Here is a 13,319-nt window from a genome sequence, read left to right on the forward strand (position 1 = left end):
GCAGCCAATGGCTTTTGGCCTGCCGAATCAAGGTGGACTTTTGGCCAGTGCGCGAGTGTCGAGATCCTACGCGCTTCCCGCCGTCATCGCGAGCGGACAATTATCCAGGAGATCGGTGCCGTCGGGGACATTCAACCTGATCGTATTCCGGCCCCCGGGCGCTGTGACGAAGGCCGTGCGCATGGTCCTGCAGCGTGACGGTTCAACGAATACTGCGAAGATTCAGCTGTAGCGCCTATCCGAGTAGGGCGAGTGGCAGTGCCGCGGCCGCGAACGGCAGGGCCGCCAGGGCAGCGTTGCGCAGCCAGCTTGGCCGATAAGCGATGATCGCCACTACGGCCAGGGCGGCCCCGGTGAGTGATCCGATCCACTGGACGGGCCCGAAATTCCAGCCCGCGGCCGCGATGGCTGCCGCGAAGGAAAGGCCGAGGCCACACCAGCCGGCCATCCGCAGGCTTACGACGCGCCGCTTCGGCACGCCCGCGCGGTAGGCTGCCCGATGATGCCGGTCGAGGCTCAAGGCCAAGGCGGCGAAACCCGAGAAGCTCAGGAGAAGGCTGAGGATCAGCGCGGCAAATGTCATGCTTCGACCGTCCGGGACAGGTTCGCCTCCACAAGTCGCGACTCCGCCGGTCGCGGCCGTGCCGCAAGCCGGGAACCGGCAACGAGGGCCAGCCCCACCACCGCCATTGCGGCATCGAAGGCCAGGAAGCGTGGCTGGCCCACCAGGACAGCGTCGATCACGGGAATGACCAGGAAGGCGCAAGCCGGTACGGCAAGGGCTACCGACCACGCTCGCCGCCGCGGATACAGGGACGCGGCGATCGCGGCGGTGATCCAGGCTGCGAAGAAGACGCGGATCTCCCAATCGGCCCGCGCCTCAAGCCCGAGGGGCAACAGACGATTGGCCAGGAAATAAGCGGCGAGACCGACCGGCAAGCCCGCGATGGTGCCGATGTTGAGAAGCCGTACGAGCCGCAGGCCGAATCCTTCCGGATCGGCGCCCCGAGGCGCCCGTGCCACGGTCCAGAGGACGAGCCCGCTCGCCACCGTAGCCGCGCCCATCAGGCCGCAGAGGAAGAACAAGAGGCGTAGGGGAGCGGCGGCAAAATGCGCCTCGTGCAGCCCGGCCATCACGGCCCCGGTCCGGGTCGCGGCACCGGGTTCGCCAACTCGGGCGATCTCCGAGCCGGTATCGGCGCCGTAGGCGATCTGCGGGTGAAGATGCGCGAGCCCCATCGGCTCTTCGAAGTACGCCGTCACGGTGGCACCGGCGTCACCCGGCCGGGTGACCAGCATCACCTCGGGCACCGCGCCGCCGGCCGCCGCGGCGCGGGCGACGAGCTCGCCCAGCGGCAGCGGCGTGCCGGGGCGCCCGGCCGGGGCCACGCCCGGGGTCGCCAGGCCGGCTTCTGCGTAGTAGCGAAGCGGGTCGTTGCCGTAGACGGCCTTCATCCCCCAGGGCATCAGCATCGCCGACAGTGTGACGAGGCCCGTGTAGACGATCATCAGATGGAAGGGCAGCGCCAGCACGCCCATCACGTTGTGAGCGTCGAGCCACCCTCGCTGGGCCGAGCGGTCGCGCCGGAACGTGAAGAAATCGGCGAAGATGCGCCGGTGGGTCACGATCCCGGAGATCAGCGCAATCAACAGGATCATCGCGCAGACCGAGACAATCCAGCGTCCCCAGATTGGTGGCAGGCTCAGTTCGAAGTGGAACCGATACAGGAAATCGCCGCCGCGGGTGTCGCGAACCCGCGCAGGCTCACCGGTCGCCGGATCGAGGAGTGCGTGATGATAGGGGCCGCCTGGATGCGGCCACCAATAGACCTCGACCGCCGGATTCTCGGCATTCGGCAGCCTGACCGACCAGCCGGCCGCGTTCGGCATGGCTTTCTGTAGAAAGGCGCCGGCACGCGTCGCCGCAGCCGCTGGATCGGAGCTCGAATCGGATAGTTCAGGCCGCATCCAATGCGAGATGTCGGTGCGGTAGTAGCTGGCGGTCCCGGTGACGAAGATCGCGAACAGCACCCACCCGACCACGAGGCCGGACCATGTGTGCAGCCACGCCATCGACTGGCGGAAGCTCCGCGCCCGGCTCAAGCGGCACCGCCTGGGACGAAAGCACCCGCGAGCCACAGGGCTCCGGTCAGCAGCAGGGCCGTCAGGCCGAGGACAAGGGCCGCCCGCATCAATGTCCGGGCGGCGAAGACCCAGATCACGGCTGCCGCCATGATGGCGAAGCTCGCCAACGTCCCGGCGGACACCGCTTCGGCCCTGGGACCGGGCAGGATGAGGGCCAGCAGCGCGCTGGCGAGCGCGGCGACCGTGTAGCCACCAAGCGCCGCCAGGAGCACTCGCCCGGCTACCGCCGCACGATCTGCCAGCATTGGCGTGGTGCGGGCGCTCATGGCGCCACCTCTCGTTCCCGTGAGCCCATGCCGCGACCTACCAGCGGCGCCGGTCGGCGCGCAACGGCTATGTTCCGGAACGATTCCAGTGTGAAAAGAGGTGGTTAGGTAGGCGCATGACGGTCGGGCCGGCCACGACCTCGTCACCATCGGCTGGTCGTCTTAACGGCCGCCCGCTCCGGACGGACCAGCCCGATCGGATCTGCGAATCGCCACGGCCGCGCTCCGGGCGCTTGGCGGCAGATCGGCTCCGAGGTCCGGCTTGGCAGAGGCTGGGGCGGCTGCGGCAGCCGGACCGGCTCCCGTGGGCCCATTGCGCGCGCGTCCCCAGCCGTAGCCTGCATTGATGCCAGCGTAGAAGCCCGTGAAGTCTTCCGCTCGGGCATTACCCGCCAGCATGAGCAGAGCCGTGGACAGCAGCAGGCGACGCATCGGCCATCCAGGAACGAGAAAGGCGGCTGCCCCGGGAGGAGCCGCCGCCTGACACTCTTCTCGTGGAACGCGGCGGCAAAGCGACCGCCGCAACATCCTCAATCCTCGACGTTGATGCTCTGGGCCTCGCGGCCCTTCTGACCCTCAACCACGCCCAGGGTGACCTGCTGGCCCTCGGCCAGCGAATCGAGACCCGCGCGGGACAGGGCAGAGCGGTGCACGAACACGTCCTTGCCGCCGTCGTTGACGGAGACGAAGCCGAACCCCTTGGCGGGATCGTACCACTTCACGGTGCCGCTCATCTCGACCGACGGGCCGCCGGCGAAGCGGCCACCACCGCCGCCACCGCCGTAACCACCGCCACCACCACGATCGCCGTAGCCGCCACTGCGGTCGCCGTAGCCGCCGCCCGCACCACCGGCACCGTAACCACCGGTGCGCGGACGGAACTCGCGCCGGGGCGCAGGTGCCTCGGCCGTGGAGGTGTCGACGCTGGTGACGCTGGTGACCTGCGGACCCTTCTGGCCCTGAGCTGTCGTGACCGTCAGCCGGGTACCCGGCTGCAGGTCATCGTGGCCGGCCGCTTCGACGGCGCGGATGTGGAGGAAGGCGTCGCCCGAACCGTCACCGAGTTCGACGAAGCCGAAGCCCTTCTCCTTGTTGAACCACTTGACCGTCGCATCGCGCTCCGGTCCGGACGCAACCGGTGCCGCGCCGCGCGACGGACCGCGGTCGAAACCGCCGCCGCCGAACCCGCCGCCACCACCGCCCCCGAAGCCGCCGCCGCCATATCCGCCGCTCGGGGGAGCCTGATCAGGCCATCTCGGCTCGCCACTCTCGTCGAAGCCGCGCTTCTGCGGCCCCCTGAAATCACGACCACGTCCCATAGAAAGCTCGCAAAAACCGTCCGCCGCCCTTGTCTCGAATACCGCGTGCGCGCCATCCCAGACAGCCCACGCCCCGCACTATCATTACCCCAGGTCGCGGTAACCAAGAATAACGCCCCAGTCCTGACGCAATCGGGCCTTGACCGCAAGGACCTTCTTGGCTCAGACGCGCCGGTTTCGTTACTTTCTCGCGGCAAACATCGGAATCCGCCGCAGTCACCGGACCAGTCCTTTCTCATTCGAGAGAAGGCGTTAGCGAAACGCAAAGGCTGTCTGGCTACACTCGGCGCTGCGCCCCGCAGAGCCAGCCGGCCATGATCGCGACCCCGACTTTCCCCGATCTCTCGGCACTCGTTGTCGACGAGAGCCTCTACATTCGCCGAATCGTGCGCGACATGCTGATGCGCGTCGGCATCAAGCGCGTGCTGGAGGCGCCGGACGGAGCCGAGGCCCTTGGCGTGCTGGCGGAGAGCAAGCCCGACATCAGCATCATCGACTGGGACCTGTCGATCCTGTCGGGCGAGGAGTTCATCCGGCTCGCGCGCACGCCCACCACCTCCCCCTGTCCGACGATTCCGATCATCCTGATGCTGGCCCAACCGCGTCGCAACGTCGTCGACCGCGCCGTGGCGCTCGGCGTCAACGAGATCATCGCCAAGCCATTCTCGCCGAAGACCTTGTGGTCGCGCCTCGACGAGGTGATCAACCGGCCGCGCCCGTACTCGCAGGTGAAGAGCCTGCTGCGCCCGATCCCGCGTCGGGCCAGCGCCATGAAGGCCGTGGCCTGACCGCGACCGCGATGGGGCGTTGCAGTTCCTCACCGAGCCTGTAGGGTCACAGATCAACAAAGGCCGAGCGCGCTGCTCAAGGCCGACCCGAAGGATCGACGGCCGCGCCGATGAGGGACGAGACCGCCGCGGCCGCGCCGTCCCGAATCCAGACCGGCGCGGTGACGCTTCAGACGCCAGCCCCGTCGCCCGTCCCGGTGGCGGGCCGCGAGCGTCGGCGCGCCGCCTACGCGGCGCTCGACCTCGGCACCAACAATTGCCGTTTGCTGGTCGCGGAGCCGACCTTCAGCGGCTTCCGGGTCATCGACGCGTTCTCGCGTATCGTCCGCCTCGGTGAGGGCCTCGGTACATCAGACCGGCTGAGCGAGGCGGCGATCGAGCGCACCGTCGAGGCCCTGCGGATCTGCCGCTCCAAGATGGAGGCTCGCGGTGTGCAGCGGGCCAAGATCATCGCCACGGAGGCCTGCCGCCTCGCGGTGAACGGGGCCGCCTTCGTGGAACGCGTGCGCCGCGGCGTCGGCCTCGACCTCGAGATCGTCGACCGGCAGACCGAGGCTTATCTCGCGGTCACCGGCTGCGCCGCGCTCGCGGATCCGCTGGCCGAATCGGTGATCATCTTCGACATCGGCGGCGGTTCGACCGAGATCGCGTGGCTCGACGGTGCGGCCGCCAACCCGTCGACCGACCCCACGTTGCGCATCCGGGCCTGGGACTCGCTGCCGGTGGGCGTGGTGACCTTGGCTGAGCGCCATGGCGGCGCCGAGGTGACGCGCCGCATGTTCGAGGGCATGGTCGAGGAAGTGGCCGAAAAGCTCTCCGCCTTCGCGATCCGGGCGGCGGCGGCCGCGACTGCGCCGAACTTCCACCTCCTCGGCACCTCAGGAACGGTCACGACCATCGCGGCAATGCATCTGCGGCTTGCGCGCTACGAGCGTCGGCGTGTCGACGGCCTGTGGATGAGCGATGACGCGGTCTCCACCGCCATCGACGACCTGCTTGACACACGGCTGGAACAGCGCGCGGACAATCCCTGCATCGGCCGCGACCGGGCAGACCTTGTCCTCGCGGGCTGCGCCATTCTGGAGGCGATCCGCCGTGCGTTCCCGTCGGAGCGCCTGCGCATCGCCGATCGCGGCCTGCGCGAAGGATTGCTGATGAACATGATGCGGGAGGACGGCGTCTGGAACCGGAAGGCGGTCAGATGAGGGCGGCGCGATGAGCGACCGGCGCGGCGGTGCGAGTTCAGGCGGGGGCGTCCGGGGCGAACTGAAGCAGCGGGTGAAGACCGGCCGCGGTCGGACCCTGTCCCAGAAGCGCTGGCTCGAGCGCCAGCTCAACGATCCCTACGTGGCGCGCGCCAAGCGCGAGGGCTATCGGTCGCGGGCGGCCTACAAGCTGCTGGAGATCGACGAGCGCTACAAGCTCCTGAGGGCCGGCCAAAAGATCGTCGATCTCGGCGCCGCGCCAGGGGGCTGGTCGCAGGTGGCCGCGCGGGTGGTCGGACCGTCCGGTCGAATCGTGGGCATCGATCTTCTGGAGATCGAGCCCATGGCCGGGGTCGAGTTCATCACCCTGGACTTCCTCGATCCCGAGGCCCCCGCCCGCCTGACCGGCATGCTCGGCGGCCCGGCCGATCTCGTGATGTCGGACATGGCCGCCAACGCCACTGGCCACAAGAAGACCGACCATTTGCGCATCATCGGCCTCGCCGAGACGGCGGCAGAATTCGCCCGCGAGATCCTCGGCCCCGGGGGCGCATATCTCGCCAAGGTGCTCCAGGGCGGCACCGAGGGCGCTCTGCTGAACGACCTGAAGCGCGATTTCGCTGCGGTCCGCCACGTCAAGCCCGCCGCGAGCCGCGCCGATTCGAGCGAACTCTACGTCCTGGCGACCGGCTATCGCGGAACGCCGGCCGCGGCTGCCTCCTCCGACGAGGATTGAGCCGCACGGCGATGCTGCTCGCCCCGACTCTGTCGATCATCAGCCCGGCGCCGGCTCGGCGATGTCCGGCAGAACGGCCCGCTCCATAGCCGCTCGCGTCGCTGCCGGGCGGCCTAGGTGCCGCGTCTCGCGCCGGTGCGGAGCGGGATCACGGCGGAGGTGACGTGTCAGCGTCGGCACGCGGTGGTGCTCGGATCCGGTCTGCTCGACGACGTGCCGCTGGACGACCTCGCTCGCCTGCTCGACCAGGTCGGCCTGGTGAATGCCATCCATCCGTCGCTGGCCCGGATCGTCACCCGCCGGGACCTGAATTTCGCGTTGATGATTGCCGAGACCGGCGCGGGCGTCGCCAAGCCATCGGGGGGCCCTGCACGGGCGCCGACCTGATCGACGCAACAAATCTGCTCTCCCAGCTTTCGATCGTCCCGATCGCGGCCCACAAAGCCCGCTTCCGCGACGCCGCGGCCCGGCTTAGGGCGGGAACTCATCGAGACCCGTTTTGCGCCCCGGGACGCCCTTCCCGGCCGCGTCGAGCGGGTCTGTCTGATCACCGACACGCTACAGCGCGAGGAAGACCGGCGCGGCCAAATCACGGGCCGTTTCGATCTGATGTTCGGGCTCGGGCAAATGCCCGCAGCGGTGACCAGGGACTGGGACATTGCGCCGTTCGGCGAGATCGGCTGGCGGCACCGTCTGATCCGCCGGGTGCAGCCCTACCCGGATCGGAAGGCCGTTCGGCGCCGGCTCGGCCACGAAAAAGGCCGCCCCGGTTACCCGGAACGGCCTCTTCGAACGGCGGCTTGCGGCCTACGCTCACTCGGTCGGCACGTCCGCCGCCGGCGTCGTGGCGCCCCCCTCTTCCGCGGCGCTCTCGAAGCGCGGACGGCGACGGCGACGGGGCTTGGCGGCTGGCGCCTCCTCGGCCGAAACCTCGGGCTCAGGAGCCGTCGACGGTTCGGCCGCAGGGGCGGGACGCGCGGGCGCCATCAGGAACGCCGGCAGGCCGCTCGGCTCCTCGGCCTCCACGACGGGCGCAGCCTCGCGCCGACGCTCACGACGTGGTGCAGCCTCACCCTGACGCACGGCCTCACCGCGGGGAGCCCGCTCCGGCCGACTCGCCGGACGATCCTCCTGCCGGGTCTCCGACCGCGGGGCCTCGCCGCGGCCGTTATCGTACCGACTCTGGTCGCTGCGACTGTCCTGACGCGTCTCTTGCCGATTGTCCGGCCGATTGTCCTGGCGGTCCTGTCGGCCGTCCTGACGCTCCTGCCGGTAATCCGGACGGCCATAATCCTGACGATCCTGCCGGTTGTCCTGCCGATTCTCTTGCCGGTTTTCCTGACGATAATCCGGCCGCTGATAATCCTGTCGCTGGTAGTCCTGACGCGGCTGGTCCTGACGCCGATAATCCTGGCGCCCGTTGTTGTCGAAACGGCGCTGATCGCGGTTCTGGAACCGGTCGCGGCCCTGACGGCCATCCTGGTTGGCGTCCGAACGGTTCTCGTAGGGCTGCGGCTGCTGGCCGGGATCGTTATCGTCGTAGCCGTTATAGGCGTGACCGTTCTGCGAACCGCCGTTGCCCTGGCCCTCCTCGTCGCCCTCTTCCATGTCATCATCATAGGGACGACTGGCATATCCGCCCGTATTGGCCGGCCTGCCTTGATCCTGGGCGCCGGACACGATCCGGAAATAGTGCTCGCCGTGCTGGAAGTAGTTTTCGGCCGCAACTGGATCACCGGCCGCCAAAGCATCGCGTGCGAGCTGCGCGTACTTGTCGGCGATGTGCTGCGCAGTGCCGCGGATTTTGACGTCGGGACCGTTGGATTCGTAGGAGCGCGTCAGCGGATTCGGACCCTTCGGCCGGTTCCGGCCGCGCATCCGTCGATTCTGGTTTGGTCTCATCGGTCTGTAATGACCCTCGTTCACGCAAACGACTGTCTACGGAGGCGCCCGGTCTGATCGGGTAGCGCAGTCCGGCCAAGCGCATCCGGCGGCGCCGCGCGTGCAACCGTTACACGGTTCGCGCGTCTGCCTGACCATCCCTTGAACCGAGCGTCCGCAGACGGTCGCCGATCCTTAGTCGATTGTCAGGTTCGAATATGTCGTACCGCCGCGCTGGTACCGGCGCGTTCTGGTTCGACGGTGTAGGGGGACCAGCGAACCAATCGGCGACCCATAGTCACCACCGACCTTACAGCCGTCCGTCTTAACGGACGGTTCGCGATCTTCAAGCCGACTTTAGCGTTCCCCGGTTGATGCAACAAGCAATTTTTCGATGCCGGGATGGTCGACTCAGACTTAGGCATCCCTGTGGCCGGAGAAAAGCCCCCCCGGCCGATCGAAACTGAGGACCCGGTCATGACCGGCCAGATCGCGGGCCAATCCACGCTCCCGGTATCCTGCCGCCCGCGCGAGGTCCTGCACCGCCGCCGCCTGATCGTAGCCGATCTCCAGGACGAGCGTGCCGCCCGATGCAAGTCGCGCACCTGCGCCGTCGAGGATCCGCCGGTAGGCGTCGAGGCCGTCCGCGCCCCCGTCCAGGGCGGTCGCGGGATCGTGGGCGCGCACCTCGCGATCGAGGGTCGCGATCACATCATGTGCGATATAGGGCGGGTTCGCGACAACGAGATCGAACGTCCCTCGCACGGCATCGCACCAATCCCCAACCACGAAGTTGGCTCGCTCGCCGAGGCCGTTCGCGGCGGCGTTGTCCCGGGCAACGCGCAGGGCACCTTCCGAGCGGTCGAGTCCGACCCCGCGAGCCTGAGGCATCTCGGACAGGAGGGCTGTGAGGATACAGCCCGTGCCGGTCCCGAGGTCCAGGCAGCGTAGCGGTGCTCTCCGGTCGGGAACGGCCGCCAGCGCGACCTCGACCAGGATCTCGGTGTCCGGGCGCGGCACCAGGGTGTCGGGCCCGAGCCGAAACGGCAGGCCCCAAAATTCCCAGGCGCCGAGGATGCGGGCGACCGGCTCGCCGGCGAGCCGCCGGGCGAGCGCCGCTTCGAGGGCAACGGCTTCGTCCGCACTGACGAGGCGGTCGCCTTCGATCAGAAGGTCGCGCGTCTCCAGGCCGAGGATGCCGAGCAGGAGGAACCGGGCGTCGCCTGCAGCTTCACCGACGCCGCCGGCATACAGGCAGGTCGTGCACGCGCGCAGCGCCTCGCGACGCGACAGGTTCTGCATGGAGACCGACGTCACGACATGACCTCAGACCATGCCCTCGGCGGCCAGCAGCTCCGCTTGGTGCTCAGTGATCAGGGCATCGACCACTTCGTCCAGGGCGGTCCCGGCCATCACCTCCTCGAGTTTGTAGAGGGTCAGGTTTATCCGGTGATCGGTCACTCGGCCTTGCGGGAAGTTGTAGGTGCGGATCCGCTCGCTGCGATCGCCGGAGCCGACTTGCGCCTTGCGATCCGCAGCCCGAGCCGAATCCTTGGCGCTGCGCTCGGCGTCGTAGAGGCGGGCGCGCAGGAGCGCCATGGCGCGTGCCCGGTTCTTGTGCTGCGACCGCTCCTCTTGGACGAACACCACGATGCCGGTCGGCAGATGGGTGATGCGGATCGCGGATTCCGTCTTGTTGACGTGCTGGCCGCCGGCGCCCTGCGCCCGCATCGTGTCAATCTTCAAATCCGCGTCGTTGACGTGGATATCGACCTCCTCCGCCTCGGGGAGCACCGCCACAGTGGCGGCGGAGGTGTGGATCCGCCCCTGCGTCTCGGTATCGGGTACCCTCTGCACCCGGTGTGCGCCGCTCTCGAACTTGAGGCGCGCGAAGACACCCCGGCCCTTCACCTCGGCCACGACCTCGCGGAAGCCGCCGACCGTGCCCTCGCTCTCGGAGATCACCTCGACCCGCCAGCCCTTCGACTCGGCATATTTCGCGTACATGCGAAACAGGTCGCCGGCGAAGAGGGCCGCCTCGTCGCCGCCGGTGCCGGCACGGACTTCCAGGATGGCGCTCTTCTCGTCGGCGGCATCCTTCGGCAGGAGCAGCAGCTGGAGGGCCCGATGCGCGGCTTCGAGCGCCTCCTGCGCCTCCGGCTTCTCATCGGCGGCGAGCGCCCGCATCTCCGGATCCGTGCCCGGCTCGTCGATCAGGGCCTCGACGCCCGCGAGATTCTCCAGGGCCGCGCGATAGGCGCGGATTGCCGAAACGACGGGATCCAGGTCGGACAGCTCGCGAGAGAGCTGGACCACCGTCTCCGGATCGATCTCGCCGGAGGCGAGTTGCGCGGTCACGATGTCGTGCCGCGCCAGGATGGCGTCGAGGCGCTCGGTGGGAAAGGGGATCATCGCCCGTGTTTCTGCAAGTCTACGCGCGCCGTTCCGAGACGGGCGCGGGTCTCGTCTCCGGGGCGGAGACGCGTGGCTTGGAGGATGTATGACCCGGCAGGACGTCCCCCAAAACCACGCCTCGTCCGTTCGAGAGCGGAAGCCGTGGCGCATCGACCGAAAACGTCGTGGCGTTGCCGTACAACCCTGGCCGAATGTTCGGCAAGGGTCGCGTCCGCGCTTAGCCCGCTTAGATAGGGATGCCGTGCGCGTGCGCGAAGGCCGTGAGCGCCGGGCGAAGGGAATCGCCGTCGTGCATCCGTTCCATCTCGACGTCGATGAGTTCGGCGACGGCGCGCGCGTCGAGGCTCAGCACCATGGCCTTGACCGGACCGATGGCCGCCGGGGACATCGACAGCTGCCGGTAGCCGAGGCCGATCAACGCCATGGCGTCTAAGGGACGGCCGCCGATCTCGCCGCAGACCGTCACCGGACAGGAGGCCGCGTTGGCCCGGTCGGCGATCAGCCGGAAGGCACGGAGAGCGGCGACGCTCAGCGGATCGAAGCGGTCCGCGACCCGCCGATTCTCCCGGTCCACCGCGAACAAGAACTGCATCAGGTCGTTCGAGCCGACCGACAGGAAATCGGCCTCCCGCGCGATCTCGTCGATCTGGAACAGGAGCGAGGGCACCTCGATCATCGCACCGAGTCGGCAATCGGTGGGAAGCCGGTAGCCGTGGCGTTTCAGATAGGCCTTCTCGCGCTCGACGATGCCGCGAGCGCGCACGAACTCGTCCACCGTGGCGACCATCGGGAACATGATCTTGAGCGGATCGCCGTCAGCGGCTTTCAGCAGTGCCCGAAGCTGCATCCGCAGCAGGGCCGGCCGATCGAGGCCGATGCGGATCGCCCGCCAGCCAAGTGCCGGATTCTCCTCCTCCAGCTTGGCCATGTAGGGCAGGATCTTGTCGCCGCCGATGTCGAGGGTGCGGACCGTGACGGACTTTCCCGCCGAGGCGGCAAAGACCTTGCGGTACAGCTCCTCCTGCTCGGCCGCCGACGGCATGCGCTGCGCCACCATGAACTGCAGCTCGGTGCGGAACAGACCGACTCCTTCCGCGCCCGTCTCTTGAAGGTGGCTGAAATCCACCAGCAGGCCGGCATTGAGGTGCAGGCCGACCCGCACGCCGTCACGGGTCTGGGCCGGGACGTCGCGCAGCGCCCGGTACTGCTCCTGCCGGCGGGCGCGCAGGCGCACCATCTCGGCATAGGCAGCCTCGACCTCGGGGCCGGGCCGGACATGGATCTCGCCGGCCACGCCGTCGACGATAATGGCGTCGCCCGCGTCGCAGAGAGCGGTCGCATTCTCGACCTCGCCCACCGCCGGGATGCCGAGCGCCCGGGCGACGATCGCCACGTGGCTCGTCGGACCGCCCTCCTCCAAGACGATGCCGCGCAGCGTCGAAGCCTCGTAGTCGAGAAGCGCGGCAGGCCCCATGGTGCGCGCCACCAAGATGGCGTTCTCGGGCAGCACCAGCGCGCCGGCCGCCTCGGGGCCGATCAGGGTGCGCAGGACGCGATTGGCGAGGTCGTCGAGATCGTGCAGCCGCTCGCGCAGATACGGGTCGGACTGGCGCATCATCCGGGCGCGATTGTCCGACTGGACCCGCTCGACGGCGGCCTCGGCGGTGAGGCCAGAGGCCACGGCCTCGCGCATCCGCCGGAGCCAGCCCTTGTCGTGGGCGAACATCCGGACGGTCTCGAGCACCTCGCGGCTCTCCGCGGTCCCGATCCGGTCGCCGCGCTCCACCAGGGCGTCGATCGCCGAGCGCACCTCCTCGATCGCCGCGTCGAGCCGCGCCACCTCGCGCTCGACATTCTCGGCGATCAGCGTCTTCACGACGACGCGCGGCTCGTGCAGCACCACGTAGCCGAGGCCGATCCCGTCCGCGAGGGCGATGCCGCGGGCGAGGACCGGGCGCCGGGCGGCGGTGCCGGCATCGGGCGCCAGACCCTCGAGCTCGCCCGATGCGATCATCTCCGAGAGCACCATGGCGGTGGTCTGGAGCGCCTCGATCTCCTCCTCGGAGTAGACGCGATAGGTCTTGTTCTGGACGGTCAGGACGCCGAGGGTGTTGCCGGCGCGCAGCAGCGGCACGCCCAGGAACGCATGATAGGCCTCTTCGCCGGTCTCCGGCCGGTACGAGAAGGCCGGATGGTTCTGGGCATCAGAGAGAGACAGCGGCTCCGCCGTGCGGGCGATGAGGCCGACGAGGCCCTCGTCGGTGCGCATGCGGGTCTGGTGCACCGCCTCGCGGTTCAGACCTTCGGTCGCGAACAGTTCGAGGGTGTTGTCATCGCGCAGCACGTAGACCGAGCAGACCTCGGCCACCACATTGGCGGCGATCAGGACGACGATGCGGTCGAGGCGTGCCTGGGGGCTGACCGGCTCCGCCATCGCTTCGCGGAGGCGGCGCAGCAGCAGGCGCGGGCCTCCGGGCGCAGCGGGCATCTTTTCGTCGTTCCAGCGTCGGTGAGCGGCCTTGGCGTCGACCACCCTGCAACCTTGGCGCCAAACCAGGGACGGC

The 13,319-nt window shown here is 68.8% G+C and carries 12 protein-coding genes; 4 read left to right on the forward strand and 8 right to left on the reverse strand.

What is annotated here, in order from left to right; genetic code table 11:
* Positions 1-235: 235 nt before the first annotated feature.
* The 4 genes from BLT59_RS14830 to BLT59_RS32165 all read right to left on the reverse strand — a co-directional run bounded on the left by BLT59_RS14830 (position 236) and on the right by BLT59_RS32165 (position 3,730).
* Positions 236-583 carry a DUF3325 domain-containing protein gene (locus tag BLT59_RS14830; protein ID WP_091781453.1) on the reverse strand — a complete coding sequence of 116 codons (348 nt, stop codon included), beginning with the start codon at positions 581-583 and terminating at the stop codon, positions 236-238.
* Positions 580-2,073, reverse strand: coding sequence for a PepSY-associated TM helix domain-containing protein (locus BLT59_RS14835; RefSeq protein ID WP_091781456.1), 1,494 nt, complete (start codon positions 2,071-2,073; stop codon positions 580-582). Before BLT59_RS14835 ends, BLT59_RS14830 begins: the two co-directional genes overlap by 4 nt.
* Positions 2,074-2,099: 26 nt before the next feature.
* Positions 2,100-2,411 carry an iron transporter gene (locus BLT59_RS14840; protein WP_091781459.1) on the reverse strand — a complete coding sequence of 104 codons (312 nt, stop codon included), beginning with the start codon at positions 2,409-2,411 and terminating at the stop codon, positions 2,100-2,102.
* 530 nt (positions 2,412-2,941) lie between these two features.
* Positions 2,942-3,730 (reverse strand): cold-shock protein, encoded by a 789-nt coding sequence (locus tag BLT59_RS32165; protein WP_091781464.1) that lies wholly within the window; start codon positions 3,728-3,730, stop codon positions 2,942-2,944.
* 314 nt (positions 3,731-4,044) lie between these two features.
* Between BLT59_RS32165 and BLT59_RS14855 the strand changes: the two genes are divergently transcribed.
* The 4 genes from BLT59_RS14855 (at position 4,045) to BLT59_RS31295 (ending at position 6,846) form a co-directional block, all read left to right on the forward strand.
* Positions 4,045-4,518 (forward strand): response regulator, encoded by a 474-nt coding sequence (locus BLT59_RS14855; protein ID WP_012317168.1) that lies wholly within the window; start codon positions 4,045-4,047, stop codon positions 4,516-4,518.
* 110 nt (positions 4,519-4,628) lie between these two features.
* Positions 4,629-5,723, forward strand: coding sequence for a Ppx/GppA phosphatase family protein (locus BLT59_RS14860; protein ID WP_091781467.1), 1,095 nt, complete (start codon positions 4,629-4,631; stop codon positions 5,721-5,723).
* 10 nt (positions 5,724-5,733) lie between these two features.
* Positions 5,734-6,459, forward strand: coding sequence for an RlmE family RNA methyltransferase (locus BLT59_RS14865; RefSeq protein ID WP_091781470.1), 726 nt, complete (start codon positions 5,734-5,736; stop codon positions 6,457-6,459).
* 159 nt (positions 6,460-6,618) lie between these two features.
* Positions 6,619-6,846 (forward strand): hypothetical protein, encoded by a 228-nt coding sequence (locus BLT59_RS31295; RefSeq protein WP_175544018.1) that lies wholly within the window; start codon positions 6,619-6,621, stop codon positions 6,844-6,846.
* Positions 6,847-7,272: 426 nt separating this feature from the next.
* Here the strand turns inward: BLT59_RS31295 and BLT59_RS14875 are convergent, their stop codons facing one another.
* From BLT59_RS14875 to ptsP, 4 genes are all read right to left on the reverse strand, one after another.
* Positions 7,273-8,337: a DUF4167 domain-containing protein gene (locus BLT59_RS14875; protein ID WP_091781822.1), complete on the reverse strand. Its 1,065-nt coding sequence runs from the start codon at positions 8,335-8,337 to the stop codon at positions 7,273-7,275.
* A gap of 420 nt (positions 8,338-8,757) precedes the next feature.
* A complete protein-coding gene (prmC, locus tag BLT59_RS14880) occupies positions 8,758-9,657 on the reverse strand; it encodes a peptide chain release factor N(5)-glutamine methyltransferase (protein ID WP_091781473.1) in 900 nt (299 codons plus the stop codon).
* 9 nt (positions 9,658-9,666) lie between these two features.
* A complete protein-coding gene (gene prfA, locus BLT59_RS14885; RefSeq protein ID WP_091781476.1) occupies positions 9,667-10,752 on the reverse strand; it encodes a peptide chain release factor 1 in 1,086 nt (361 codons plus the stop codon).
* A 229-nt stretch (positions 10,753-10,981) separates the two neighbouring features.
* Entirely contained in the window at positions 10,982-13,243 is a 2,262-nt protein-coding gene (gene ptsP / locus BLT59_RS14890) for a phosphoenolpyruvate--protein phosphotransferase (RefSeq protein ID WP_091781480.1), read from the reverse strand.
* Positions 13,244-13,319 lie beyond the last annotated feature (76 nt).

The sequence above is a fragment of the Methylobacterium sp. UNC378MF genome (assembly GCF_900103195.1).
In the GTDB taxonomy this organism is placed as follows: domain Bacteria; phylum Pseudomonadota; class Alphaproteobacteria; order Rhizobiales; family Beijerinckiaceae; genus Methylobacterium.

Excerpts from the sequence above, each read along its gene's own strand:
- BLT59_RS14830 (WP_091781453.1), bottom strand. The coding sequence starts at position 583 with ATGACATTTGCCGCGCTGATCCTCAGCCTTCTCCTGAGCTTCTCGGGT.
- BLT59_RS14835 (WP_091781456.1), bottom strand. The coding sequence starts at position 2,073 with ATGGCGTGGCTGCACACATGGTCCGGCCTCGTGGTCGGGTGGGTGCTG.
- BLT59_RS14840 (WP_091781459.1), bottom strand. The coding sequence starts at position 2,411 with ATGAGCGCCCGCACCACGCCAATGCTGGCAGATCGTGCGGCGGTAGCC.
- BLT59_RS32165 (WP_091781464.1), bottom strand. The coding sequence starts at position 3,730 with ATGGGACGTGGTCGTGATTTCAGGGGGCCGCAGAAGCGCGGCTTCGAC.
- BLT59_RS14855 (WP_012317168.1), top strand. The coding sequence starts at position 4,045 with ATGATCGCGACCCCGACTTTCCCCGATCTCTCGGCACTCGTTGTCGAC.
- BLT59_RS14860 (WP_091781467.1), top strand. The coding sequence starts at position 4,629 with ATGAGGGACGAGACCGCCGCGGCCGCGCCGTCCCGAATCCAGACCGGC.
- BLT59_RS14865 (WP_091781470.1), top strand. The coding sequence starts at position 5,734 with ATGAGCGACCGGCGCGGCGGTGCGAGTTCAGGCGGGGGCGTCCGGGGC.
- BLT59_RS14875 (WP_091781822.1), bottom strand. The coding sequence starts at position 8,337 with ATGCGCGGCCGGAACCGGCCGAAGGGTCCGAATCCGCTGACGCGCTCC.
- prfA (WP_091781476.1), bottom strand. The coding sequence starts at position 10,752 with ATGATCCCCTTTCCCACCGAGCGCCTCGACGCCATCCTGGCGCGGCAC.
- ptsP (WP_091781480.1), bottom strand. The coding sequence starts at position 13,243 with ATGCCCGCTGCGCCCGGAGGCCCGCGCCTGCTGCTGCGCCGCCTCCGC.